26 protein-coding genes and 1 pseudogene are annotated in these 23628 nt (G+C 72.9%); 9 read left to right on the top strand and 18 right to left on the bottom strand.

Features of this window, described 5'->3' with window-relative positions; all coding sequences use genetic code 11:
* The first annotated feature begins 403 nt into the window (after nt 1-403).
* On the top strand, nt 404-1093 hold the full coding sequence (locus AB0F61_RS05810; protein WP_357803660.1) for a DUF4232 domain-containing protein: 690 nt from the start codon (nt 404-406) through the stop codon (nt 1091-1093).
* Between the two features lie 9 nt (nt 1094-1102).
* Here AB0F61_RS05810 and AB0F61_RS05805 read toward each other — a convergent pair whose 3' ends face one another.
* Both AB0F61_RS05805 and AB0F61_RS05800 read right to left on the bottom strand, forming a co-directional pair.
* Nucleotides 1103-1969 carry an ABC transporter permease subunit gene (locus AB0F61_RS05805; RefSeq protein WP_357803658.1) on the bottom strand — a complete coding sequence of 289 codons (867 nt, stop codon included), beginning with the start codon at nt 1967-1969 and terminating at the stop codon, nt 1103-1105.
* Entirely contained in the window at nt 1969-4833 is a 2865-nt protein-coding gene (locus AB0F61_RS05800) for an alpha/beta fold hydrolase (RefSeq protein ID WP_357803657.1), read from the bottom strand. The genes AB0F61_RS05805 and AB0F61_RS05800 overlap by 1 nt, the downstream gene beginning before the upstream one ends.
* A 374-nt stretch (nt 4834-5207) precedes the next feature.
* Between AB0F61_RS05800 and AB0F61_RS05795 the strand changes: the two genes are divergently transcribed.
* The 8 genes from AB0F61_RS05795 (at nt 5208) to AB0F61_RS05760 (ending at nt 14420) form a co-directional block, all read left to right on the top strand.
* On the top strand, nt 5208-6386 hold the full coding sequence (locus tag AB0F61_RS05795) for a hypothetical protein (protein ID WP_357803656.1): 1179 nt from the start codon (nt 5208-5210) through the stop codon (nt 6384-6386).
* Nucleotides 6373-8904 carry a sensor histidine kinase gene (locus AB0F61_RS05790; RefSeq protein WP_357803654.1) on the top strand — a complete coding sequence of 844 codons (2532 nt, stop codon included), beginning with the start codon at nt 6373-6375 and terminating at the stop codon, nt 8902-8904. Before AB0F61_RS05795 ends, AB0F61_RS05790 begins: the two co-directional genes overlap by 14 nt.
* Nucleotides 8901-9374 (top strand): roadblock/LC7 domain-containing protein, encoded by a 474-nt coding sequence (locus tag AB0F61_RS05785; RefSeq protein WP_357803653.1) that lies wholly within the window; start codon nt 8901-8903, stop codon nt 9372-9374. Before AB0F61_RS05790 ends, AB0F61_RS05785 begins: the two co-directional genes overlap by 4 nt.
* Nucleotides 9371-9859 (top strand): DUF742 domain-containing protein, encoded by a 489-nt coding sequence (locus AB0F61_RS05780; protein ID WP_357803651.1) that lies wholly within the window; start codon nt 9371-9373, stop codon nt 9857-9859. The genes AB0F61_RS05785 and AB0F61_RS05780 overlap by 4 nt, the downstream gene beginning before the upstream one ends.
* Complete coding sequence (locus AB0F61_RS05775) at nt 9837-10580, top strand: ATP/GTP-binding protein (protein ID WP_357803649.1); 744 nt, start codon at nt 9837-9839, stop codon at nt 10578-10580. The genes AB0F61_RS05780 and AB0F61_RS05775 overlap by 23 nt, the downstream gene beginning before the upstream one ends.
* A 37-nt stretch (nt 10581-10617) precedes the next feature.
* Entirely contained in the window at nt 10618-11133 is a 516-nt protein-coding gene (locus AB0F61_RS05770; protein WP_357803647.1) for a hypothetical protein, read from the top strand.
* Nucleotides 11134-11169: 36 nt separating this feature from the next.
* A complete protein-coding gene (locus tag AB0F61_RS05765; protein ID WP_357803646.1) occupies nt 11170-13395 on the top strand; it encodes an AAA family ATPase in 2226 nt (741 codons plus the stop codon).
* A gap of 92 nt (nt 13396-13487) precedes the next feature.
* Nucleotides 13488-14420 (top strand): superoxide dismutase, encoded by a 933-nt coding sequence (locus AB0F61_RS05760; RefSeq protein WP_357803644.1) that lies wholly within the window; start codon nt 13488-13490, stop codon nt 14418-14420.
* Nucleotides 14421-14470: 50 nt separating this feature from the next.
* Here the strand turns inward: AB0F61_RS05760 and AB0F61_RS05755 are convergent, their stop codons facing one another.
* From AB0F61_RS05755 to AB0F61_RS05680, 16 genes and pseudogenes are all read right to left on the bottom strand, one after another.
* A complete protein-coding gene (locus AB0F61_RS05755) occupies nt 14471-14824 on the bottom strand; it encodes a gas vesicle protein K (protein ID WP_357803642.1) in 354 nt (117 codons plus the stop codon).
* A complete protein-coding gene (locus AB0F61_RS05750) occupies nt 14824-15033 on the bottom strand; it encodes a gas vesicle protein (protein WP_357803640.1) in 210 nt (69 codons plus the stop codon). Before AB0F61_RS05750 ends, AB0F61_RS05755 begins: the two co-directional genes overlap by 1 nt.
* Nucleotides 15030-15827: a GvpL/GvpF family gas vesicle protein gene (locus AB0F61_RS05745; RefSeq protein WP_357803638.1), complete on the bottom strand. Its 798-nt coding sequence runs from the start codon at nt 15825-15827 to the stop codon at nt 15030-15032. Before AB0F61_RS05745 ends, AB0F61_RS05750 begins: the two co-directional genes overlap by 4 nt.
* Entirely contained in the window at nt 15820-16188 is a 369-nt protein-coding gene (locus AB0F61_RS05740) for a gas vesicle protein (RefSeq protein ID WP_357803636.1), read from the bottom strand. The genes AB0F61_RS05745 and AB0F61_RS05740 overlap by 8 nt, the downstream gene beginning before the upstream one ends.
* A gap of 1 nt (nt 16189) precedes the next feature.
* Nucleotides 16190-16522 carry a gas vesicle protein gene (locus AB0F61_RS05735; RefSeq protein ID WP_357803634.1) on the bottom strand — a complete coding sequence of 111 codons (333 nt, stop codon included), beginning with the start codon at nt 16520-16522 and terminating at the stop codon, nt 16190-16192.
* The gene (locus AB0F61_RS05730) at nt 16488-16811 is read right to left on the bottom strand and encodes a gas vesicle protein GvpG (RefSeq protein ID WP_357803632.1); all 324 of its coding nucleotides are present in this window, start codon (nt 16809-16811) and stop codon (nt 16488-16490) included. The genes AB0F61_RS05735 and AB0F61_RS05730 overlap by 35 nt, the downstream gene beginning before the upstream one ends.
* A gap of 3 nt (nt 16812-16814) precedes the next feature.
* Nucleotides 16815-17570: a GvpL/GvpF family gas vesicle protein gene (locus tag AB0F61_RS05725; protein WP_357803630.1), complete on the bottom strand. Its 756-nt coding sequence runs from the start codon at nt 17568-17570 to the stop codon at nt 16815-16817.
* A 136-nt stretch (nt 17571-17706) separates the two neighbouring features.
* Nucleotides 17707-17913: pseudogene (gene gvpJ, locus AB0F61_RS05720) on the bottom strand (gas vesicle protein GvpJ); the annotation flags it as partial.
* 5 nt (nt 17914-17918) lie between these two features.
* The gene (locus AB0F61_RS05715) at nt 17919-19094 is read right to left on the bottom strand and encodes an SRPBCC family protein (RefSeq protein ID WP_357803629.1); all 1176 of its coding nucleotides are present in this window, start codon (nt 19092-19094) and stop codon (nt 17919-17921) included.
* A 2-nt stretch (nt 19095-19096) separates the two neighbouring features.
* On the bottom strand, nt 19097-19531 hold the full coding sequence (locus AB0F61_RS05710) for a hypothetical protein (RefSeq protein ID WP_357803627.1): 435 nt from the start codon (nt 19529-19531) through the stop codon (nt 19097-19099).
* A gap of 278 nt (nt 19532-19809) precedes the next feature.
* The gene (locus AB0F61_RS05705) at nt 19810-20319 is read right to left on the bottom strand and encodes a GNAT family N-acetyltransferase (protein ID WP_357803625.1); all 510 of its coding nucleotides are present in this window, start codon (nt 20317-20319) and stop codon (nt 19810-19812) included.
* A gap of 140 nt (nt 20320-20459) precedes the next feature.
* Complete coding sequence (locus AB0F61_RS05700; RefSeq protein WP_357803623.1) at nt 20460-21356, bottom strand: hypothetical protein; 897 nt, start codon at nt 21354-21356, stop codon at nt 20460-20462.
* A complete protein-coding gene (locus AB0F61_RS05695; protein WP_357803621.1) occupies nt 21325-21924 on the bottom strand; it encodes a DUF3618 domain-containing protein in 600 nt (199 codons plus the stop codon). The genes AB0F61_RS05700 and AB0F61_RS05695 overlap by 32 nt, the downstream gene beginning before the upstream one ends.
* A 21-nt stretch (nt 21925-21945) precedes the next feature.
* Nucleotides 21946-22341 carry a phage holin family protein gene (locus AB0F61_RS05690; protein ID WP_357803619.1) on the bottom strand — a complete coding sequence of 132 codons (396 nt, stop codon included), beginning with the start codon at nt 22339-22341 and terminating at the stop codon, nt 21946-21948.
* Complete coding sequence (locus AB0F61_RS05685; protein ID WP_357803618.1) at nt 22338-22985, bottom strand: hypothetical protein; 648 nt, start codon at nt 22983-22985, stop codon at nt 22338-22340. Before AB0F61_RS05685 ends, AB0F61_RS05690 begins: the two co-directional genes overlap by 4 nt.
* 198 nt (nt 22986-23183) lie before the next feature.
* The gene (locus AB0F61_RS05680; RefSeq protein WP_357803616.1) at nt 23184-23588 is read right to left on the bottom strand and encodes a DUF3263 domain-containing protein; all 405 of its coding nucleotides are present in this window, start codon (nt 23586-23588) and stop codon (nt 23184-23186) included.
* Nucleotides 23589-23628: the final 40 nt, after the last annotated feature.

The following is a 23628-nucleotide window of genomic DNA, read 5'->3' as shown; positions in this document are numbered from 1 at the left end:
GAGCGTTCTCGGCGACGCAAGGCCGCCTCCACGCCTCTGAGCTGCGACTACTCCCAAATTCCGGCAGCTTCGTCCGCCGTGGGCACGCTCCCATACTGTGGGTACCGCAGGTCGAGCCGCCCGGTTCGGGCGGTCAGCTCGGGCTCGGCCAGCTCTCCTGCGCCGACCACGGAGGCGCACTCGCAAGGCCCGACCATCACGGTTGAGACCTGCGCGACCACGCTGGGGCGTTCACGACCGGTGGTGACCGACCGTGGGGACAAGGACTGCCGGTACCGGGTGATGACGCAGACGATTCAGCTCCAAAGGCACCCGAAGAGGTCCTCCCACCGACGTGGCGGCAGAGGGGACCCCGGGCAGGGCCGGGCGACGGTGAGCCGCCCACGTACGCGAGGATCGCCACATGATCTCCCGCAACAGGGCAGCACCACGTCGGGCCAGCAGGGCGTTCGTGGCGCTCGCGTCAGCGCTCACGCTCGGCGCCTGTGTACCGGCCGATCATCGGGGCCAGGGCGGGGACCCTCCGAGCCCGCCGCCGACGCCGCCGAGCCGGTCCACGAGCACCGACCCGCCGGTCGAGTGCCCGGCCTCCGGTGTCCGGATCCGCTCCACCGGCGGGGACGCCGCAATGGGCCTACGCGCCCTCGGCTTGGAGCTGGTCAACTGCGGTGACCGCCCCTACCAGCTCAACGGGTACCCGGTGCTGCACGTGTTCGACGAGCAGCACGAGCCGATCATGCTGCGCGTGGTCAACGGCGGCAAGGAGATCACTTCGGGCTTCGACCAACCGCCCCGGAAGCTCACCCTCGCCCCGAACGAACGGGCCACTGCCGTGGTGCTCTGGCGCAACCTGGTCACCGATTCGACAGTGGTGGCCACCAACGGCGAGTACCTGACGGTGGCACCCGCCGCCGGGCAGCCGGGCGAAGAGGTGGACCCGGACGGCCCGATCGACCTGGGCAACACCGGTCGGATCGGCGTCAGCGCCTGGAAGAAGGCCGACTCGCCGGCGCCGGCACCGACCCGGCCGGCCCCGCCGCCGACGCCCAGCGCGGTGCCGTCGTCGGTGAGCCCACCCGACAGCCGGCTGTGAGCCCCGCCGCTACGACGTGATGTCCTTGCGGGTGAAGCGCCAGAACGCCAGCCCCCAGAACAACGTCGCGTAACCGATCGCGGAGACGCAGCCGCGTACCACGTCGTCGGTCTGCACCGGGGTCGAGAGCAGCCCCAGCCAGGCGGTGCTGAAATGGGTGGGCAGGAAGTCCCGCAGCGCGCCCAGGGCGGTGATCTGGTCCAGGATGCTGGACAGGATCCAGAGCAGCACCGCACCGCCGACCGCGCCGAGCGCGGCGTCCGTGGTCACCGACAGCAGGAACGCCAGCCCGGCCACCACCAGCAGTACGACCGCCAGGTAGCCGAGCACGGCCAGCAACCGGAGCAGCCCCTCGGTGGGTTCCAGCTCGGCGGCGACGGTGCTGCGCAGCGGCGACCAGCCGTAGCGCAGAGTGCCGGCCAGCAGCGCGGTGCCAGCCAACAGGACCAGAGCCAGTCCCGAGTACGCGAGTGCGACCACCAGCTTCACCGCCAACAACCTGGCCCGGGGCACCGGGATCGCCAGCAGGTAACGCAAACTGCCCCAGCTCGCCTCGCTTGCCACCGTGTCGCCGCAGAACAGCGCGACGACCACCACGAGCAGGAACGACGCCGACACGAAGATCGAGAAGAGGGTGAAGTTGAGCCCGCCGGAGGTGGCCAGGTCGACCAGACTGGCGAACTCGTTGTTGCCGTTGTCGTCGTCGCCACCGGAGTTGAACTGGAACGCGATCAGGATGATCAGCGGCAGCAGCACCATGAACCCGAGCGCCAACTGGGTCCGCCGCCGGGACGCCTGCCGACGGAACTCCGCAGCGAACGGCATGGTGCCCGACGGCCGGTAGCCCCGGGCCTCGCCCGCGTCGACAACAGCCATCACCGGTCACCGCTTCCCCGAGAGTTGTCGCCCACCAGGGCGAGGAACGCGTCTTCCAGGCGGCGCCGCGGCACCACCCGGTCCACCCCGATGCCGGCGCGCACCAGCTCGGCCACCACCTCGCTGCGTGCCGTGCCGTTCGTGTCGACCACCAACTGGCCGTCGCTCTCCGGCAGCACCCGCACCCCGTGCAGCCGGTCCAGCACCGCCCGCGCGGCCACCGGGTCGGTCACGTCGAAGAGCACACTCGGCGACTCGCCCACGATCTCCTCCACCGGCCCGGACGCCACGATCCGGCCCTTGTTCACCACCACCGCGTGGGTGCACGTCTGCTCCACCTCGGCCAACAGGTGACTGGAGACCAGCACCGCCCGGCCATCCGTGGCGTACCGCTGGAGCACCCGGCGCATCTCGGCGATCTGCGGCGGGTCGAGCCCGTCGGTCGGCTCGTCCAAGACCAGCAGCTCGGGCAGGCCGAGCATGGCCTGGGCGATGGCGAGGCGCTGGCGCATACCGTGGCTGTAGTTCTTGATCTTCCGCTGCACGGAGTCGCCCAGCCCGGCGATCTCCAGGGCCGCGTCGAACTGTGCGTCCTCCCACGGCCGGCCGGTGGCCCGCCAGTACGCCCTCAGGTTCTCCAGCCCGGACAGGTGCGGCAGGAAGCCGGGGCCCTCGACAAGCGCGCCGATCCGGGACAGCACCGGTGAGCCGGGCACCAGCCGGCGACCGAAGACGTAGATCTCCCCGGCGGTCGGCTGGGTCAACCCCATCAGCACCCGCAGGGTGGTGGTCTTACCGGCGCCGTTGGGTCCGAGCAGACCCACCACCTGACCGGGGTGCACCTCGAAGTCGACGTTCGACACCGCCACGAAGCCGTCCGCGTACTCCTTGCGCAGCGCGCGCACCGCCAACGGGGTGTCCGCGTACTCCGGATGCACCGACCGGTCCTGGCGGCGATGCCGGCGGCGCAGCACGGCGACGACCACGACGAGGCCGATCGCGATGGCGGCGAGCAGACCGGCGAGCACCCAGCGCCAGAGCGTCGCGGCGGTGGGGATCGGCTCGCCGTCGACAGTGGGCAGGGTGACCGCGCCGTCCGCCGACACGGTGTAGACGGTCGGCTCGGCGGGCGTGGTGTACGCCTGGTCGGAGGTGGCCACGACGAGGCGCAGCCGGTGCCCCGCCTCCACCCGGCGGACGATCCCGGGCAGCGTCACGGTGACCGGGCTGGCGTCCTGCACGCGCTGCGGCAGACCGGTGAGTCGGATCGGGGCGACCAGCCCGTTCGGCAGGGTCGCCGCGCCGTCCTTGTCGACGTCGTAGAGCTTGACGAAGAGCACCGCCGTACCGGTCGGCGAGGCGGCCCGCAGGGTGACGGTGGGCGCACCCGCCACGTCCACCGCCTCGGCGAGCGGAGTCGACTCGAACCGGGCGTGTTGACCGGGCACGTCACCGGCCACGCCGTCCAGCAGGGAGGTGAGCCCACCGGCGAACGGGATCGAGGAGATGGCGGCCGGGTTGCCGTTCGGCGGGTTCGCGATCGGCTGGGCCGGGCCGGCGACGGTGACCTCCCGGTGGGCATTGCCGGTCAGGCCCGGGTAGTCGGCGCGGCGGAAACCGGTGGCGACCAGACCCCTGTCGAGCGCGTCGAAGCCGGCGATCCGCGACCAGGTGAAGTCGTCGCCGGGCGCGTCGCCCTCCCCCTTGACGTAGTGGTCGAGCCACGTGATGGTCAGGAACTTCACCCGGTCCTCGTCCGAGCGGGGTCCGCTGCCGCCGTCGTGCCCGCCGGTGAACCAGGCGACCCGGACCGGGGTGCCGGCGGCGGCGATGCCGCGCGCGTTCGCGTCCGCCTCACCGAGGGGGAAGAGCGTGTCCGCCTCGCCCTGCACCAGCAGCGTGGGCGCCTTGATCCGGTCCAGCACACCGGCCGGGCTGGACCGGCGCAGCAGGTCCACGGCGGCCTGGTCGGCGCGGCCGGTGGTGGCGATCCGCAGGTACGCGGCGCACACGTCGGCCGCGAACCGGCCGCACGACGGGTCGGCGGCACCGGCCGGGGCGCCACCGGGACCGGTGCCCGGGCCAGCGCCCGGCCCGGGGCTGGGCGGACCGGCCGACGCCGGCGCGCCCTGCGGCTGGGCGGCGGTCGCACCGGAGAGCCCGGCCGGCCCGGAACCCACGTTGCCGCCGCCGCCGAAGAACAGACCCGCCCAGCCCTTCTTGAACACGCCCTCGGTCGGCGGCTTGCCGGTGCTCTCCGGCAGGAAGGCGCGGGACAGGTCGTTCCAGGTGATCATGGGAACGATCGCGTCGACCCGGCTGTCCTGGGCGGCCAGCAGCAGCGCCAGCCCGCCGCCGTACGAGCCGCCGACCACACCGACCTGCGGGTCACCGGGGGCGTTGGTGCGCACCTCCGGCCGGGCGGCCAACCAGTCCAGCAGCCGCTGAGCGTCGCGCACCTCGTGGTCCGGACTGTCCAGGTGGATCTCACCGCCGCTGCGACCGAAGCCCCGGGCCGTCCAGGTGAGCACCGCGTAGCCCCGCCCGGCGAACTCCTCCGCGTCGGAGCGCACCGACTCCTTCGTACCGCCGAACCCGTGTGCCAGCAGCACCGCCGGGACCTTCCTCCCGGACGACGCGTCGTCCGGGAGGTAGAAGGTCGTGTCCAGGTCGACCGGCTGGTCGCCGGACGGTCCGGAGCGGACGGTGAGCATCGCGCTCTCGGTGCGTACGCCCGGTCCCTGCGGCCACACCGCCCAGGTCACGGCGGCAGCCAACAGCACGACGACCGCCGCCGCGGCGATCGCGCGACGGCGGGTGGGCAGGGCACGCCGGAACCACGCGGCCGGCGACGGCGATGTCATGCGGCACACGCTACGGCTCGCAGCCTGAGCGCTGGCTGAGATCCGCCGTACGTCTGTCCGGTTGCCCCGATCGGTGTGCGGACGGCAGCGAGCGCGCCATGTCCGACGCGGCCCAGTGAGTTGAGTTCGGATCCCGTGAATTCCGATCTTTCACGGATATCCGTCTGGATCCCTCCATGTCACACCCACTGATGAAACAGAGCGTGTCGGGAACGCGGGCGAATGGTGACATTGCTCGAACTGACGCGAACCTGACTCGTCCACCTACGCCTGACCAGCAGGGGGGTCGGTTAGTTTTCCGGTCCGGTGCACGGGACTTGTCGGGTCACCCGACGCCGCGCCGATCCGCGCCCCACGCCGGAGGAGACACAACCATGACAGTCCCCGCGCCGCGGGCCCGTCGACGTCCGTCCACCCTGGGCCGACTGCTGCCGTTGCTGCTCATCGGGGCACTACTGGCACCTGTGGGTCTGCTCGTCACGTCCGCCTGGCGGCAGACCACCGACGACCGGGACCTGGCCGTCCGGGAACGACTCGGCGTGCAGTACCTCACCGCCCTGGGCTCGGTCACCGACGCCCTCGTGGAGGCCCAGTCCGCCGCGGTCAGCAACCGACCCGTGTCCGGCGACGCGCTGAACCGGGCGGTCGAGGAGGCCGCGGCCGTGGACGCCCGCATCGGCGCCGAGCTGCTCAGCCAGGAACGCTGGGCCGGGGTACGCGCCAAGCTGGAGGCACTGCGCGGCCGCAGCCCCGCCGACCCGGAGTCCGCCTACACGGCGTACGGCGAGGTCTCGGACCTGCTGCTGGCGCTGCACCGCAAGGTCCGGGAGAGCTCCGGGCTGGTACGCGATCCCGTCTCCGACTCCTTCTTCCTCCAGGACAGCGCCGGCCAGGAACTACCCGAGGCGGTGGTGGCCGCCGGCCGGCTCGCCGACCTGGGCACGCTCGTCGCCCGCCGGCCAGCCGCCGAGCAACCACGCGGCCTGATGGAGCTGACCGGTCTGCGGGTGGCCGCCCTGGCACCCGCCGGTGACCTCGTCGACAACCTGCGCTCCGCCGTGGACGGCTCGGAGAGCACCGATCTCGGTGCCAACGTGCTGACCCCACTGGACACCTACCAACGCTCGGTTGAGGCACTGGCCGCCTACTCCACCCCGGCCAAGGGCACGAGCGTGGTGGACCCCGGCCAGTTGAGCGCCGCCGGGCTCAACACGCACCGCGCGGCCCGCCAACTTCAGCCGGTCATCCTCGCCGAACTCGACGCCCTGCTCGTCGAGCGCATCGACGAGTTCGACCGGGACCGCTGGCTGATCAGCGCGGCCGGGGTGCTCGCCGCGCTGCTGCTGAGCTGGCTCGCCGCACTGCTGCTCGCCGCCCGTGGCCGGGCCCGTCGCCGGGCGGCCATGGCCGCGACCCACGCGGAGAGCGCCGACGCCCCGTCACCGGCGGACTCGTGGCAACCGGTGCCGAGCGACCCGCGCGGGCTGCAACCGGCCGGCGCGGCCCGCGATCCGGAGCCCGCGCAGTGGGGGGCCTTCGATGCTGCTCGGTAGGCTCCGGATCCGCGGCAAGCTCGCGCTGCTCGTGGTGATCCCACTGCTCAGCATGGTCGGCCTGGCCGTGCCCGTGATGCTCGACCGGGTGGCCGCGGCGCAGCGGGCCAGCGACACCGCCGAGCGCGTACGGCTCGCCAGCCGGGTCGGCAGCCTGGTCCAGGACCTCCAACAGGAACGCATCCTCTCAATCGGTTTCCTGCTCGGCCAGGTCGAGCGCAGCGAGGTGGTCCGCAAGTCCGCGGACGTCGACGACCGGGTGGCCGACCTGCGGGCGGCGCGGAGTGACGCGCTGACCGACCAGGTCGACGGCGCCCTCGACGGCGTGACCAGCCTCATCGACCTGCGCACGGCCGTCCTGGCCAGGACCGCCAACCCGGGTCAGGTGATGGACGCGTTCGACCCGGTCGACAAGGGGATCATCGAGTCACTGCGGCTGATGGTCGGGGTGGACACCGACACGTTGGCGGGCCGGCAGGTGCTCGCCCTCGACGGGCTGCTCCGCGCCGACGAGGGCCTGGCGGCCTGCGCCACCCTGAGCCTGCTGGTCAAGGCGGTCGGCACCTCGGACACCACCGCCGCGTACGTGGCGTGCATCGCCGCGGTCATGGTCGACAACTCGCGCTACCGCGGCCTGATCACGCCCGAACAGCTCAAGGTGGCCCAGCTCAACGACGCCGCCGTGGAAGCGCGTACCCGCCCCAACTTCCTGGTCAGAAGCGCCCGCGATCCGGCGGCCGCGGTCCGCGACGTGTCGATCGAGGCGCTCTTCCCAGCCGTCCGCACGATGATCCGGCTCGGTCAGTTCGTCGAGAAGAAGCTGGTCGCCGACGTGCTCACCGAGGTGACCGCCGAGCAGCGGCGCGCGCTGACGGCCGCGTACCTGGTCGGTGCCGTGGCGGTGTTGATCCTGACGCTGGTGGTGCTGCTCAGCGTGGTGGTGGCGCGGACGGTTGCCCGACCGCTGACCCGGCTCACCCGCTCGGCCGACCGGGTCGCCCGGGTCGCCGAGGCGGAGCTGGTGCGGGTCACCGACGACGAGGGGGAGAGCCCCCAGCCGGTCCGGCTGGAACCGGTGGACATCCGGGCCAACGACGAGATCGGCGACCTGGCGCGGGCCTTCGACCGGGTGCAGAACACCGCCGCGCGGCTGGTCGAGCGACAGGTCGCCGGCCGACGCAACGTGGCGCAGATGTTCGGCCACGTCGGGCGGCGCACCCAGAACCTGGTGGGCCGGCAGATCGCGCTCATCGACCGGCTGGAGCAGCAGGAGGCCGACCCGGGACGGCTGGAGCACCTGTACCGGCTCGACCACATCTCCAGCCGGTTGCGGCGCAACGCCGGCAGCCTCGTGGTGCTCTCCGGATCGGCCGGCGCCGACGCCCACACCGCGCCGGTGCCACTCGCCGACGTGGTCCGCTTGGCGCTCGGCGAGATCGAGGACTACACCCGGGTGGAGGTGCGGGTGCCGGCGGGCATCTCGGCTGCGCCGGCGGTGGTCGGCGACCTCATCCTGGCGCTTGCCGAACTCATGGAGAACGCCACCGCCTTCTCCCCGCCGCACACCCGGGTGCTGGTGGCCGCCGACACGTCCGGCCTCGGCGCGCGGATCACCGTCGTGGACCACGGCATCGGCATGGGCGAACAACGGCTGGCCGAGGAGAACGGCCGGTTCACCCGCCGGGAACGGCTCGACCTGGCACCGACCGAGGTGCTCGGTCTCTTCGTGGTGGGCCGGTTGGCCCGCCGGCACGGCTGGGAGGTGGGCCTAGCCGCCACCGCCGGCGGTGGGGTGACGGCACACCTGGAGATCCCGTCCACGTCACTTGTGCTGCGCCGCGCCGACCCGGCCGGGAGCACCGTCGCCCGGGCCGCGGTGCCGGAGCGGGACCGGCGTACGGCGGCCGCTTCCGAGCGCGCCGCGCGGTCCATCACGGCGGCCGTCCCCGAGCCAGCCCACTTCGACTCGGACCTGCTCAGCCGAGCCACCCGCAGCCTGGAGGCCAGCCCGTCCTGGAACGCGTTCGGCCCCGGCCAGCCGCAGGAGCCCGTCAGCACCCCGCAGGAGCCGGAGCCCGAACCGTCGAGCCCACCGAGCGCGCCGCGGATCCGGCAGCGGGTGCCCGGGGCCAGCCTGCACGCCGCCGCCACCCCGACCCGGCCGGTGGACGCCACCGGCGCGGACCCCGCCGCGGCCCGAGCGCTGGTCGAGGCGTTCCAGGCCGGTGTACGTCGGGCCGAACTGAACACCGTCGACCTGCCGAGCACACCGGGAGGCGTCGGCCCTACGGTGGCTGGTGGCGCTGGCCCGTCCGACGCCACCCCGGGTCGGCCCCGACTGAGCCGACGGGTGCCGGGGGCGAACCTCACTGTCGTCCCGGCCTGTCAGCCACCCAGTACCCACCTCGGTGACCCGGCCGAGGTCCGCAAGCGCATAAGCGAGTTCGAGGAGGGCGTCGCCCGCGCTCTCCGCGAAGTCGGCCCAGACCGCCGGAACGAAGAAGGATCATCACGGTGACCAGTCCCTTCCTGCACGACAACGTCGACCAGAGCCCGTCCGGCGCCAGCGGGGACCTCAGCCCGGAGGCCCGTACGTTCAACTGGTTGCTCGACTCCTTCACCTCCGGCACGGCCGGGGTCCTGGAGGCGATCGCGGTCTCGTCGGACGGCCTGCTGATGGCCATGTCGGCGATCAAGGACCGGTCCAACGCGGAGCGGTTGGCCGCGGTGGTCTCCGGGATGACAAGTCTCGCCGGTGGGGCGGCCAGTTGGTACGCGCTGGGTGGTCTGAACCGGGTGATCGTCGACATGGCCGACGGCTACCTGCTGATCAGCGCGATCAGCAGCGGTTCGGTGCTCGGGGTGGTCGCCGACCGGTCGGCCAACCTGGGCACTGTCGCGTACGAGATGACGCTCTTCGCCGGGCGGGCCGGTGGCGCCCTGACCCCGCGGCTGATCGTCGAGTTGAAGAACGCCGTTCAGCAGTGACCTCCGACGTCGCCGGTGAGGACCCGGACCCGGAACCGGGGGTCCGGATCCGCCCGTACCTGCGCACGGCTCCCCCGACCGACGCCGACGACGTGGTGGCATCGCCGCTGCCGGAGCCGGAGCCGGGCGGCGGCCGGGCGGCCGGTCCCCGTCCGTTCGTGCTCACCTCGGGACGGGTGGCGGGCGCCGACCCGGCGATCGGGCTGGAGACGCAGGTGACCGCCCGTACGGACGGCGGGTGGTCGGCCGTCTCGCCCGGTGCCCTGTTGGCACCGGAATCCCAGGCGATCATCGCGCTCTGCGCGGAACCGATCTCGGTCGCCGAGATCTCGGCCCGCGCCCGGTTGCACCTCGGCGTGACGCGGGTCCTGGTCGGCGACCTACGGGCGGCCGGACACCTGGACGTGCACGTCACAGACAGCAACGACGCCGCCGACCCCGACCTCATCCTGCGAGTGATTGATGGACTCCGTGCGATCTCCTGAATGGCCGGTCGCCCCGCTCGGCGGGGTCGCCGGAAACAGCGCCGCCGCCCGTTACGCCGTGCCGGGAGGCGGGCCGGCAGTCGGACGGGCCGGCCCGCCGCCGCCGTACCAGCCTCCGTCCGGCGCGGGAACGTCGCCGCCGCCGGTCGGTAAGCCGGCGGCGCCGCCGATCCCCGTCAAGATTCTGGTGGCCGGCGGGTTCGGGGTGGGCAAGACCACCACCGTGGGCGCGATCTCCGAGATCGCTCCCCTGACCACCGAGGCCGAGATGACAAGCGCCGGGATCGGCGTGGACGATCCGGGTGTCCGTTCCACAAAGACCACCACGACGGTGGCGATGGACTTCGGCTGCGTGACAATCGACCGCAGTCTGAAGCTCTACCTGTTCGGCACGCCGGGGCAGGCCCGGTTCGGCTTCATGTGGGACGACCTCGCCCGCGGGGCGCTCGGCGCGTTGGTCGTGGTGGACAGCGCCCGACTGGACGACTGCTTCCCGGCGATCGACTTCTTCGAACGGGCCGGGCTGCCGTTCGTGGTCGGGGTCAACGCCTTCGACGGGCGGCTGGCCCTGGAACTCAGCGAGATCCGCTGGGCACTGGCCATCGGTGACCAGGTGCCCCTGGTGCAGTTCGACGCCCGGGACCGACTCTCGGTGCGGGACGCCCTGCTGGTCGTCCTGGACCGTGCGCTGGAACGTGCCACCCGGGACAGGCAAGCCTGAGCCGACCGGCTCCGGCCGTGCGGGAAGAGGTGATCTGGTGAGGGGCGACCTGGACGAGACGCTGGCCCGACTGGCCCGGCGCGAGGAGGCGCGGCGCCGGCGGACCAACGACCGTGACGACAGCACGCCACCGCCGGGCCTTCCCGGGCCGGGCCCGGACGACGTCCGCGACACCGGGTCGGGACGGCACGATCCCCGGCACGCGGGGGCGGACTCCCCGGGCGACGTGGCCGGGTGGGGTCCGGTGGAGGAGGTGGCCGAGGCGGTCCGTCAGGTCGTCGGCGGCCATCCCGGGCTGGTGGTGACAGTGCAGGTGCAGCACGAGGGGCGGACGTACCCCATGCGGGTCTCCTGGGCCGGTCCGGACGTCACGGTCGGGCCGGTGCCCCCGGCGGCGCCTGTGGAACCCCCGCCGGCCTGGCCGCTGTCCGGTCGCACGGTGCCCGAGTGGGCGCCCGGCCCGGACGGCTTGACCCCGGACCCGGCGGCCCGACTGGCCGAGCTGATCAGGCGGGACCCGTCGTTGCTGGACGAGTTGGATCCGCGGCGCTGACCGGCGGGGCTGGCCGGCGGCGGCTACGGTCGGGCGGTGGCGCAACCCGACCTGACCCTGACGGCGAGCCTCCGGCCGGCCGCACTTGACGCCCGACGGGGCATTGTGCGGCTGCATCCGGAGGCGCTGACCGCGCTGGGGCTGCGGCCCGGCGACCCGGTCCGGCTTACCGGCCGCCGGGAGACGGCGGGGATCGTGGCGACCGCCGCGCCGGGCGCGAGCAGCGCCCTGCTGTACGCCGACGACCTGACCCTGGGCAACCTGGGCGTGCGCGACGGCGCCCAGGTGCGGGTCAGCCCGGTGCCGCTGGTGCCGGCGGTTCGGGTCGTCCTGGCCGGGCCGGTGGGGGTGGTCGCGGCGGTGAGCCCGGAGATGCTCCGGCTGGCCCTGCTGGGCAAGGTGCTCACCGGCGGTGACGACGTGTCGCTGCTGCCACAGGACGTGCTGCCGGACGCCTCGGTGCGCAGCCTGGTCGAGGCGGCCCGGCGCAGCCTCGCCAACACCGTCGGTTTCGCCTGGACGAGCACTCTGCTCACCGTGCGCTCGGTCGAGCCGGCCGTCGGCGCGCTCGTCACCATGGACACCGTGATCGGGTGGGAGCACGGCCCGACCACCCACGGCGGGCCCGCCCCGGTCGACGCCGGCCGGACGCGGCCGACCCGGACGGACGACGCGGCCCCGGCGGTGGACCAGCCCGCCGACACACCGGACGTGGACGAGCTGCCCGGCCTGCGCACCCAGGCCGAGGAGCTGACCGAACTGTTCGACCTCGGCTTCCACCACCGGGAGGTGCTGGGCCGGCTCGGCACCACCATCTCGCTCGGGGTGTTGCTCGTCGGCCCGGCCGGCTCCGGGAAGTCGGCGCTGGTCCGGGCCGTTGCCGCCCGGGTCGGTGCCCGTGTACATCCGCTGTGGGCACCCGAGGTGGCCGCGTCGACAAACCAGGCCGCCGCCGACCGGTTGCGCGCCGCGGCGACGGCGGCCCGAGCCGGCGGGCCGGCGGTGCTGCTGGTCAGCGACGTCGAGGCGCTGGCACCGGCGGAGAGCCCCGGACCGGTGGCGACGGTGTTCCGCCAGGTGCTCGCCGAGTGCGTCCGGGCCGGTGTCGCGGTGGTCTGCGCCACCGGCCGACCGGAGGCGGTCGATCCGGCGCTGCGCGCACCCGACCTGCTGTCGCTGCGGATCAGCATTCCGCTTCCCGACCAGGCGTTGCGCCGCGAACAGCTCACCGTGCTGACCCGGCAGGTGCCGCTGGCCGACGACGTCCGGTTGGACGAGGTGGCCGCGCGTACCCCCGGGTTCGTCGCGGCGGACCTGGCCGCGCTGGTCCGGGAGGCCGGGGTACGCGCGGCGCTGCGGCAGAAGTCCGCCGAGACACCGACGGTGTCGATGGCGGACTTCACCGCCGCCCGGGAGGTGGTCCGGCCGACCACGATGGCGGCCTCGACCCTGGATCTCGCCTCGGTGACCCTCGACGACGTGGGTGGCCTGGGCGAGGTCAAGCAGACGCTCACCGAGTCGGTGCTGTGGCCGTTGACCTACCCGGACACCTTCGCCCGGCTCGGGGTGCAGCCACCCCGCGGTGTGCTGCTCTACGGGCCACCGGGCTGCGGTAAGACCTACCTGGTCACCGCGCTCGCCGGGTCGGGGCGGGCCAATGTGCTGTCGGTGAAGGGCGCGGAACTGCTCTCCAAGTGGGTCGGCGAGAGCGAACGCGCCGTCCGCGAACTGTTCCGTCGGGCCCGCGAGGCGGCCCCCACCCTGATCTTCCTGGACGAGGTGGACGCCCTGGCCCCGGTACGCGGCCAGGCCACCGACGGGGGCACCACGGACCGGGTGGTCGCCGCGCTGCTCACCGAACTCGACGGGGTGGAGACACTGCGCAACGTGGTGGTGGTCGGTGCGACCAACCGGCCCGACCTGGTCGACCCGGCGCTGCTGCGGCCGGGCCGGTTGGAGCGGCTGGTCTACGTGCCGCCGCCGGACGGGCCGGCCCGCGCGGAGATCCTGCGAGCCGCGTCCCGGCAGGTGCCGCTGGCACCGGACGTCGACCTGGCCGCCCTCGGCGACGAGCTGACCGGCTTCTCCGCGGCGGACTGCGCGGCGCTGGTCCGGGAGGCGGCGCTTGCCGCGATGCGGGAGTCACTCGCCGCCGCCACCGTCACCGCCGGGCACGTGGCGACGGCACGGGCACGGGTGCGCCCGTCGCTGGACCCGGCCCAGGTCGCCGCGCTGGCCGCGTACGCCGCCCGGCGGGACTGAGCACCGTACCCAACCTTTTGGCGGCTCCGGAGTGTTATTAGGGCGTCACATTCCTCTGTGGAGTCCTCCACCTGGACGTCAGGCGGTATTCCTTGCGCAAGCTGCTGTCCCTTCTCCTCGTGCCCCTGGTCGCGGCGGCGACCCTGACCACTGTCGGCGCGTCGGCGACCGCTCATCCGACGAAGCCGTTCCCGGCCCGGATCGCCCTGCCCGACGGTTTCACCCCGGAAGGGTTGACGATCGGTCGGGGCACCACTGTGTACGTCGGGTCCGTCCTGGACGGCGCGGTGTGGCGGGGTGACTTACGCACCGGACGCGGCTCGGTGCTGATCCCGGGCACACCCGGCGCCGCCAAGGCGGGCCTCAAGCTCGACCCGCAGGGCCGGCTCTGGACCGCCGACTTCACCGGCGGCGGGGCCAGCGTGTACGACGCGAACAGCGGCGCCCGGCTGGCCCACTACCCGTTCACCACCGACCCCAACACCCTGGTCAACGACCTGGTGATCACCGAGCGGGCGGTCTACTTCACCGACTCCACCCGACCGGAGCTGTACGTGGTGCCGCTGGGCCCGGGTGGCCGCCTGCCCGCCCCGGCCGCCGTCCGGGTGCTGCCGCTCACCGGGCCGGGCGCGACGCCTGACGCGTTCAACAACGGGATCGTGGCGCTTCCGGACGGCGATCTGCTTGTCGCGCAGATGCTCACCGGCCAACTCGTCCGCGTCGACCCGCGCACCGGCGGCAGCCGCCTCTTCGACCTCGGCGGTTACTCGGTGGACCGGGCCGACGGGCTGGTGCTGCACGGTCGCACCCTGTACGTGATCCGGAACCTGACAAACGTCGTCGCGGTGGTCCGACTCAACGCCGACCACACCGCCGGGACGGTGCAGCGGGAGATCACCGGTCCGCAGCTACGGTCGCCGGCCACCGGTGACCTGCTCGGCTCGGCGCTGTACGTGGTGAACGGTCGGTTCGACGTGGAGTCGACACCGACCACCGACTACGACATCGTCCGGGTGCCGGCCTGATCCAGCCGGTCGGCGGTGGCCCTCCTGGGTTGCCGCCGACCGGCCCGGGGTCAGTCCGTACGCAGGAGCGGGCCGAGCGGTCCGAGGTCCACGTTCAGGTCCTCCGGAGCCAGCCCGAAGTGTTCGCGCAGCCCGACCATCTGCTCCTCCAGGGCCATCAACGTCACCCCGATCCGCTCGACCTGCTCCTCGGTGAGGTCGCCGAGGTCCACCCGGCGCAGGGCCTGCCGCTCCATGAGCTGCCGCAGCAGCTCGACGACGGTGAGCACCAGGCTCGCCAACCCCCGCTCGACCGATTCCCGGTCCACTGAGATCCGGTGGTCCAGCGGGGTCACCCGGGGCTGCTGCCACGACTCCGAACCCAACGCGGCGGCCAGTTCCGTGGCCTCGTCCCGCCCGGTCATCAGGCGTCCTCCGTCTGCCCCAGCGAGCCGACCGACACGACAAGCGCGCGCAGCGAGATCCGGACCAGGTCCACGTCGGCGATCGCCAGGGTGATGTCACCACTGATCACCACGCCGGTGGCGAGGACCCGGTCGAGCAGGTCGACGAGGGCCACCGGCCGATACGCCAGCGGGTCGTCGGCGCTGTTCGGCGCGAGCGCGGTGGTCACCCCGGCTCCCGTCCGGTGAGCGCGGGTTCCGGCCCTTCCACGACGAAGGAGTACGCCGGCCACGGCCCGGTCAGCTCCAGGTGAAGCCCCGGGTGCCGGCCGTTCAACGAGCCGACCATGTCGGTGAAGCTGGGCAGGGTCGCGACGTCGACCAGGTACGCCCCGTTGAGCACCATCGGGGCGGACGCCCCGGAAAGCCGCCGGTCCTGCGGGGCGTGCCGCCGGCCCGCCACCGCCACCTCGCAGAGCGCGACGTGCACCGCGTCCGCCGCGGCGCTCGCCACCTGCTGGCGTTCCTCCCGGGCGGTCAACTGCGCACGTCGGCGCCGCAGGTACGCCGTCCCCACCCCACCCGCGCCCGTCGTCCCCGTGCCCACGGTGACCTCCCCCGGCGCCAGGTAGGCCTTGACGCCCCACTCACCACGTCCGGTCAACCGGTCGAGCGTGTGGACGAGTTCGTCCCGGCGGGCGTCGAGGGATTGGGCCACCCGCTCGTCGTCGCTGTGCACGGTGGCGAGCCGGGCCGGCACCACCGGCCCCCGACGCGCCAGCGCCTCGACCACCGCGTGGTGCGCTCGGGCCGCCCGCTCCAGCCAGGCCAGGTCCTCCAGGTTGCGGCGAAGGGGCTCCTCGCCGTACTCGTCAAGCGAGGCGGAACTGACCACGGCGACGAGTCCGGCGGCGGACACCGCACGGACCGGTCCGCCGTCCATCCCGCGGATCGCCGCCAGCGTCGCCGGATCGGCGTCCCGGACCACAGCGTGCAGCCAGGCTCCGACGGGCACCTCAGCCATCCCACTCCTCCAGCTCGACATCCCGTCGCGCCCGACCCGCCACCCGGGGCCGCCGCTCCGCGTCGACCTCCTGCGGGTCACGCGGCCCCGGCTCGACCGGAAAACGAGCGCGCGAGCTGAGCCACGGGTCGTGCTCCCACCAGTCGATGCCGATCTGGCGTGCCGTGTCGACAGACGCGATGACCAGCCGCAGCTTCAGCGTCAGCAGTTCGATGTCGAGCAGGCTGACCCGGATGTCGCCGGCGATGACGATGCCCCGGTCGAGCACCCGTTCCAGGATGTCGCCCAGATTGGCCGGCTCGTGGCCGGCGGGCAGGACCTGGCCGGAGTTCTGCACCACCGACGGCTGCGCAGCGGTCATCTCAGCCCACCTCACTCTTCCCACGCTGGTAGCGCCGCACTCGCCGATAGCCGAGCAGGTTGCCCTCGATGTCCAGCTCGACCTCGTAGAGACCGAGCAGGTCTGTGGAGTCGGGGATCCGGCGGGTCTCCACGACCTCCACCCCGACCAGCCAGCCGTCCTCGGTGGCCTCCAACGACGTGGTGACGGACGGCTCGCGGCCGGTCAGCTCGATCAGTTGCCGCAGCCCGGCGCGGGCCGCCTCGACCGCCGACACCGGCTCCACGTACTCGTCGCCGGGGTAACCCTCGGCGGTGGGATCACGCCGCCGGGCCCGGACGTCGTCGTCGGTCATGGCGCACTCCTCTCTCGCGCACCGGGCCGCGCCGCGGCGGACGTGCTCGCTCACCAGCGCGTCCCGCGCCTCCGGTCAGCCGGTCCAGCACCCGCTGCTCGGCCCGGTCGCGTTCCTCGGCGCTGAGTTCGCCCGCTGCCACCGCGGCGTCCAACTCCTCCAGCTCGCGCCGAACGTTCACCGGATTCCGCTGCCGCGACTCGGCTTCGCGGGCGACCACCCCGACCACCGCGGTCAGCCCACGCACCGGCGCGTACGGCAGGGTCAGCAGCGCCCAGAGCAGGTCCACCGGTCAGCCCGCCAGCTGGTGCGCGCCGACGAAGTCGTACGGGGCGAACGGCCCGAGCAACCGCAACCGCAACAGGCCCCGGCGGTGCTGCGCGTACTCCTCAAGCGCGTCCACCAGGACGGCCTCGCGGTCGGTGTCCACGAGCAGGGCCACGTGGGCGGCGTCCATCTCGTGGCTGGGCGGACGCAGTTGGGTGGAGACGACGTGCTCGGCCGTGACGTCGAGCAACCGCCTGTTCTCCGCCTCACGGCGCAGCTCCACAGCCTGACTGATCAACTCCCCGAGTCGGATCCGCGGCTCACGGCTTGCCGCCTCGGCCCGGCCACGCACCTGCTCGGCGAGCCCGGCGGCCGTCGGGTTCTCGTCGAGAATGCCGCGTAGCAGCGTCCGCTCCTCGAAGCGCCCGTGCACGACGTACTGCACCCGGCCCTCGAACTCGGCAAGCGCGGCGGCGAACCGGTCGTGGTGCGGTCGGAGCAGGTCGAGGACCGCGTCCGGGCCGGTGACCACGGTGCCGAACCGCACCGGCAGCACCGGCGCCACCACCGCCGTCCCGTCCAGCAGGTCCTGGTAGGCCCGCAGGTCCGCCGGGCGGCCGAGCGGCGCGTCAAGCGGAACCGCGCTCACCAGGGCTGCGATGTCCCCATGCCGGATCACCGTCACCTCGCCGGGTGCCTCACCGACCCCGGCGGCGTCGGGCGTGGCCTCCACATCGGCCGGCACCACGCCGTAGACGAACAGTCCCGTCTCGTCCGCCATCTCAGCTCCTCCCGAGGTCGCGTACGGTGCCGGCGGCATCACCGACCGAACCGGTGACGTCCCGAACCGCGCCGGTGACGCCACCGAGAAGGCCGGAAAGCCCTTCGCCCTCGTCCGGGGCGATGTCCAACCGGTCGACCGCCTCGGCAAACCGCAGATAGGTCTCGATGCTCGCCACCACCACCCGAGCGTTGATCTCCACCAGGGGGATACCGACGACCCCGATCGTCACCTGCGCGTCGATCACGACACCCTTGTCGAGCACCGTCTCCACCACGTCGGCGAGCCCGCCGGCGGAGCCCACCCGTTCCAGGGCGCCGCCGACGGCGTCATCGCCGGGCACCAACGTCACTCTTCTTCCTCCCGGCGGCGGCGCACCACGGGTCGGCGCGGGGGTTCCGGTCCACGTCGGACCGGCGGCCGGGGCCGCTGTGGCTGCTCGCGGGGCTCGGCGCGCCGGGCCCGCTCCGGTACCCGACGGCGTGGTGGTGGCGGAGGCTCCTCGTCGGGCTCGTCGGCGTACCCCTCGTCGTAGCCGTCCTCGTAGGCCTCGTACTCCTCGTCGTACTCCGGCTCGGCCGGCCGCCGGGGTGGCCGTTGGCGCAGTCGCCCGCCGGGCCGGCGGCGCGGCTCCTCCTCCTCGGCCGGTTCCTCCGGAGCCCGTCCGCGCTGCTGCTGCTCCTGCTCCTCGCGCAGGCCTGTCTCGTGGTCCTTGACGACCTGGGAGTCGCGGATCTCGCCGCGCCAGCCCTCGACCTGGTCCGGGTCGAGCGCCACCTCGGTCATCACGTGCCGGACGAAGTGCTTCAGCTCCAGCCGCACCCGCCGGCCCTGCGCACGCCACAGGTTGCCGGTGTGTTCGAAGAGGCCCTGCGGGTGGTACTCCAGCACCACGAGGATGCGGGTCAGGTCCGGGGTGATCTCGTGGAAGCTGACGGTGCCGTCGACCGAGCCCTTCTCGCCCTTGGACCGCCAGTGGATGAGCTTGTCCGGCACCTGCCGGACGATTGTCGACTCCCACGTCCGGTGCGACCAGAAGACCTGCGCCTTCCAGGTCATCTTCTCGGCCTCGTCGTTCTCGGCCTGCTCGACCTTCTTCATGAAGCTCGGGAAGTCGCCGAACTGCGTCCACTGGTTGTACGCGGCCCGTACCGGCACACCGACCTCGATCGTCTCGACGATGTTGGTGACCTTCTTCTTCCCACCGCCTTTTCCGCCCTTTCCGCCCGCACGACCGAGAGCGGACATCAGCTTCTCCTTACCGCCGGCCACACCGGCATGCACCATCGCCTTCACCGGTGAGCCGCCCTCGGCCAACTTCTGCGCACCCGTGGCGGCAGCGATCAGACCGGGCCCACCGCCCTGGCGCGCGTACTCGCTGAGCCGACCGGTCGCACCGGTGATCCGTTCGGTCACCACACTCACCGCGCGTTCGCCGATCGCACCGGCAAGGTTTCGCACCTCGTCGGTCAACTGACCACGCAGCTTGTCGCCGAGTCCCGCCGGGCTGTTCTGCGCCGCCATGGTCACCGCCCCCGCCGCTGTGCGGCTGTCGAGTCGTCGCGGTCGCTCGTCGCCCCGTTGTCGTCGGCGCCGCTGTCGTCGGCGCTCCGGCTGTCGGCGCTCCGGCTGTCGGTGCCGCTCTGCGCACCGGAGCGGCGACGCAGGGCGTCAGCCGAGCCGCGCAGCCGCCCGGTGAGCGCGTCGACACCACTGCCGGCCGCGGCGGTCGCGGCTGCCCGACCGGCGTTTACCAGCGGCACTCCGAGCCGGCCCAGGTTGCCCAGTTGGGGGGACGAGTGCAGCACGTCGGTGCCCCGCTTCAGCAGACCGCCCGGGTCCCGACTCGCCCGACCGGCGGCGACCGCCGCGGCCAGGGTGAGCGCCGTACGCAGCTTGCGGCGGCGGCCCAGCAGGTAGCCGAAGCCCACCGCCAGTCCGATTCGTGTTCCGGTCTTCATCAGGTCTCCCTACGCTCCCCGGTCGGGCCGGACGTCTGCCCGGTGCGGGCCGGAGCAGGGCTACCGGGGAAACAGCGCCAACCATGCCCTCGATCAGACGTCCCGTATCTGCGGACCCGGCGGGCAGTACCCGGCGGCACTAATCCGAAACCGTTACGACAATTTTTGTCGACGCCGGAGAAGGCATTCGGATAGGCGGCGCGCAACGGCGCAGACCGGACTTCCCGAGGCTCATGAGCAGGGATGACGCCACAGGAGGCGAAAGCGTAATGGGCCTCTCAGAGGGCCGGCGGTGTGGAATCGAGGCAGATTTCGGCCCACACCTTTCCGCCGTCCTCGCGCAGTTTCGCACCGCATTTTTCAAGGACCGCGACCGCGCCGATGTTGTCCCGGGTCGTCTCCGCGACGACCGCCCGCATGCCCGCCCGAGCGGCGGCGTTCAGCAACTCCCGCAGGGCTGCCGCGCCGATCCCCTGCCCCCGTGCCGACAGACCGAGCCACATGCCGGCTTCCACCGTGCCGGGCTCGTCACAGCGCGTCATCCGGACCATACCCAGCACCTCGCCGCCGACGAGGATCGCGTACATCTGCGTTCGGGTGGGGCCGTCCAGCCCGCCGAAGCTGGCCCGATGGAACTCCCGGAACGCCTCTCGACGGGCGAGCGACCAGCCGGCGGGGGCCTCGACCGGAGGCATCACGTCGCTGGGCTCCGCCTCGGCAGCCGCTACGGAGAGCAACGGCTCCAGGTTCTGCTCGTCCACCGGCTCCAGCCGGACCGCACCCGCCACGTGCCGCAGTCTGCCGCTCTCATCGGCCGAAGTCCACCCCATTGGACATCCACTGGCGGTCCGGACAGCGGTACCGGCCGGTCGGGCGGGCGGGGTGTTCCGCATCACGCTCTGTTGTCATCCGACCGGGTGTAAGAGGCTCAAACCGTCGGCGCGAACTCGCAGAACACCACAGACGCGTCGTCGGTGGGCTTGTGCCGGCGCAGCCGGTCGGGGTGGTCGCGCTCGGCGGCCCGGACCCGGTCGAGCAACGCGCCCGGCCCGTCGGCGCTCAACAGGTCGAGCAGGCCGGCCCAGTCGGTGAGGTCGAACTGCTCCACCGCGCTTGACGCGCCGTCACTGAGCAGTGCCGCCCGGCGAATCGCCGTCGGACCGTGCCGGGGCATCGTCCCGGTCACCGCGTGGAAGGCCGCGTCCGGGTCGGCGGCCGCGACCCAGTACCCGTGGGTGCGGTTCATCCGCTCCCGCTGGACGCTCACGGCATGCCGAAACCGGGTGACGCGATCCGCCGCGCCGCCCGGCACGGCGGCCACCGTCTCCCGCAGCTCGGCCATCGCCGTGTCCAGCCGGTTGTCGGTGACCACGCTCACCTGACCGCCGGCGTCCAGGATCAGTGGGCTGTCGCAGAGCACCAGGTAGTCGACCTGGTCACCGCAGTCCCGCAGGAGGCAGACGGTGCTGGACGGGGTGCCGGGATGGTCGAGGTCGCACTGCCCGCCGTGGTCGGCACGCACGGCGAGGATGGCCGCCGCCAGGTTGCTGGTCAGCCGTGCCGCCGGGCGTGCCGCCTCGGCGACGCCGAGGCGGGCGGCCAGGTGTCGGACGTACCACTCCGGCCCGTGCACGCAGCCGGTGTCGAAGCCCTCCGGCACTGTCGCGCCATCCAGGACACCGACCAACGGACCGAGCTGGAAGACCAGGTCCTCGTTCACCGGCCGGCCCGGGGCCGGTGCGGACGCGGAGCGTACCCGCATCACCGGCACCGGCCCCGACGCGCCCATCGGGTCAGCGCTGCCGAAGGTCGTCGGCGGCCGCATGCGCCTCTCCCTGCACCTGACCGGCAGCCGAGCGGCCCTGGTCGCCCACCGCGGACATCCCGTGCTGGGCACTTGACCGCACCGACTGTGCCGCCTGCTGTGCGGGCTCACGCAGGTTGTCCTGCATCTGGTGGCCCATCTGGCTCGCCTGCTCGCGTAGCTGACCGGAGTGCTCACTCACCATGTCCCGGGCTCGTCCGGCGAATTGCCGCTCGCGTCCGCTCGGCGGAATGAGCGAGGCAGCCAGCAGACCGACGCCGAAGGCGACCAGGCCAGCGGCCAACGGGTTGCCCTGCGCCTGTTCGCGGGACTGCTGCCCGAGCGAACGGGTCTCGTCCCGCACCGAGCCGGCCATGTGCGACATCCGCTGGCTGGCCTCCTGCCCCATGTGACTCGAGCTGCCCATCATCTTCTCCTTCGCTCTGGTGAACGCGTCCCGGGCCTGCCCGGCACGGTCACCGGCGATCCGACGCGGGTTGACCTTGTCGGTCAGCGCGTCGACGTCATTGCTCAACTCGGTGCGGGTGGTCTCGATCTCCCGCCGGATCCGATCCGGATCACTGGACATGATCTGTTCCTCCCGATTCCGTCACCGGCCCCGCAGGGCGTCCGGCAGCTCCCGGGCGGTCTGCTTCGTCCGGGGCAGCACCGCACGTGCCCGCTTCAACTGGGTCCGGGCGTTGATGAAGAGACCACCGGCCACGGCGGCCCAGAGCACCGCGACGATCAACGCCGCCCACCCCTGGTCCATCGTGTTGGACAGCCCCCACCAGAGGGCGTACGACACGAAGAGCACGGCCAGGAACCCGGCCAACCCGGCAGCGCCGAACATGCCGCCAGCCTTGCCGGCCGAGCTGACCTCCTCACGGAGTTCGGCCTTGGCCAGCTCGACCTCCTTGCGCACCAGGGTGGACATGTCCCGGGTCACGTCGCCCAGCAGCTCGCCGACCGAGGCCTGGGTCCGTTCCTTCTCCGGGGCACTCATGGGGCCACCCCACCGGGCAGGTCGGACGAACGCCGGCTGGCGGGCGAGACGTTCTGCGCCCGTGCCGTGCCCATGTACGGCTGATCGGGCTCCGCCGGGGTGCCCTGCGGCTGGGACGGCCCGCCGGGTGCGCTCCCACCTCCACCGTTGCCGGACGCCTGCCCGGTCAGGCCACGGGTGAGCCGCCCGACCAGCAGCCCGGCCACCGCCGCGCCCGCGAGGAACGTCCCCGGGTGACGCCGCGCGTACGTGCGTACCTCGTCGAGCACCTCACCGGGCTCGCGCTCGTCGAGCCACCCGGCGGCCTGCTGGGCGGCGTCGGCCGCCTTGCGTACCGCCTGACCGGCCAGCCCGGAATCGCCGTCCCGCTCGGCCATCGAACCGAGGTTCTGACCCAGGTCGCGAAGTCCCTCGGCGGCCCGCCGCTGCTGGTTCTGCGCCTGCTCACGCAACTGCCCACCGGCCTCGCCGGTCAGCTGCCGGGCCTGTCGCCGCGCTTCTGCGGCCACCTGCCCACCCTGTTCGGCGGCGGCATGGGCCATCTGACCGCCGGCCTGGGTGGCCTGCTGGCCGACCCGGGAGGCTTCCTGCCGGGCCTGTTGTGCTCTACCGCTCGGCGATCCGCTCTGGTTCGTTGCCGTCATCCCCCGCTCCCTTCCTGAGGGTCCTGGGTCGTGTCGCGGCCCAGGACGCCTCCCGCCTACCCGCCTGGTCGGCCGGCATGCGGTCAGGCCGCCCGGCCTGGGGCGTGACGACCGACAGCGCGACAGCAACGGGAGAAATCGGCGGAATCGGCCGCCGGGGCGCAAGAGGACGTGGCGGCCCAAGAGGACGTGGCGGGGTCAGCGGCGCCGGTTGCGGGCGCGCGACGAGCGCAGGCGGCGGAGCCGGCCGATCAGCAGCGGCTCGGCGGCGAGCGCGGCCGGGTTGTCGAGCAGCCCGTTGAGTAGCTGGTAGTACCGGGTCGACGAGACGCCGAAGGTGTCCCGGACGGCCTGTTCCTTGGCGCCGGCGTGCCGCCACCACTGCTGCTCGAAGGCGAGGATCGCCCGTTCCCGTTCGGTAAGCCCGACTGTCGGGGCAGTGGGCTCGACGTCGGCCTCGTCGTCCGGCTCGGGATCGTCGGTGCTCTCGATCGGCGGCACCGGCCGCGGGGTCGGGACCGTCGGCGCGCCAGCACCCGCTACGTCACCCGGACGAGCGTCAGTGGACGGCTCGGGGGCGGCCGGGGTGGCGTCGGCGGACATGCCCCTCAGCCTAGCCAGGGACGACCTGGGTCGCACCAGT

Origin of the sequence: Micromonospora sp. NPDC023888, from assembly GCF_040639415.1 — a bacterium.
Taxonomy (GTDB): Bacteria; Actinomycetota; Actinomycetes; order Mycobacteriales; family Micromonosporaceae; genus Micromonospora.
The sequence above is the reverse complement of the archived record's forward strand: the minus strand, read 5'-3'. Positions and strand labels throughout refer to the sequence as shown.

Excerpts from the sequence above, each read along its gene's own strand:
- AB0F61_RS05685 (WP_357803618.1), bottom strand. The coding sequence starts at position 22,985 with ATGACGGCAACGAACCAGAGCGGATCGCCGAGCGGTAGAGCACAACAG.
- AB0F61_RS05795 (WP_357803656.1), top strand. The coding sequence starts at position 5,208 with ATGACAGTCCCCGCGCCGCGGGCCCGTCGACGTCCGTCCACCCTGGGC.
- AB0F61_RS05745 (WP_357803638.1), bottom strand. The coding sequence starts at position 15,827 with ATGGCTGAGGTGCCCGTCGGAGCCTGGCTGCACGCTGTGGTCCGGGAC.
- AB0F61_RS05690 (WP_357803619.1), bottom strand. The coding sequence starts at position 22,341 with ATGAGTGCCCCGGAGAAGGAACGGACCCAGGCCTCGGTCGGCGAGCTG.
- AB0F61_RS05735 (WP_357803634.1), bottom strand. The coding sequence starts at position 16,522 with ATGACCGACGACGACGTCCGGGCCCGGCGGCGTGATCCCACCGCCGAG.
- AB0F61_RS05775 (WP_357803649.1), top strand. The coding sequence starts at position 9,837 with ATGGACTCCGTGCGATCTCCTGAATGGCCGGTCGCCCCGCTCGGCGGG.
- AB0F61_RS05810 (WP_357803660.1), top strand. The coding sequence starts at position 404 with ATGATCTCCCGCAACAGGGCAGCACCACGTCGGGCCAGCAGGGCGTTC.
- AB0F61_RS05695 (WP_357803621.1), bottom strand. The coding sequence starts at position 21,924 with ATGTCCAGTGATCCGGATCGGATCCGGCGGGAGATCGAGACCACCCGC.
- AB0F61_RS05790 (WP_357803654.1), top strand. The coding sequence starts at position 6,373 with ATGCTGCTCGGTAGGCTCCGGATCCGCGGCAAGCTCGCGCTGCTCGTG.
- AB0F61_RS05805 (WP_357803658.1), bottom strand. The coding sequence starts at position 1,969 with ATGGCTGTTGTCGACGCGGGCGAGGCCCGGGGCTACCGGCCGTCGGGC.
- AB0F61_RS05680 (WP_357803616.1), bottom strand. The coding sequence starts at position 23,588 with ATGTCCGCCGACGCCACCCCGGCCGCCCCCGAGCCGTCCACTGACGCT.
- AB0F61_RS05715 (WP_357803629.1), bottom strand. The coding sequence starts at position 19,094 with ATGGCGGCGCAGAACAGCCCGGCGGGACTCGGCGACAAGCTGCGTGGT.
- AB0F61_RS05800 (WP_357803657.1), bottom strand. The coding sequence starts at position 4,833 with ATGACATCGCCGTCGCCGGCCGCGTGGTTCCGGCGTGCCCTGCCCACC.
- AB0F61_RS05700 (WP_357803623.1), bottom strand. The coding sequence starts at position 21,356 with ATGCGGCCGCCGACGACCTTCGGCAGCGCTGACCCGATGGGCGCGTCG.
- AB0F61_RS05725 (WP_357803630.1), bottom strand. The coding sequence starts at position 17,570 with ATGGCGGACGAGACGGGACTGTTCGTCTACGGCGTGGTGCCGGCCGAT.
- AB0F61_RS05755 (WP_357803642.1), bottom strand. The coding sequence starts at position 14,824 with ATGACCGGGCGGGACGAGGCCACGGAACTGGCCGCCGCGTTGGGTTCG.
- AB0F61_RS05710 (WP_357803627.1), bottom strand. The coding sequence starts at position 19,531 with ATGAAGACCGGAACACGAATCGGACTGGCGGTGGGCTTCGGCTACCTG.
- AB0F61_RS05740 (WP_357803636.1), bottom strand. The coding sequence starts at position 16,188 with ATGACCGCTGCGCAGCCGTCGGTGGTGCAGAACTCCGGCCAGGTCCTG.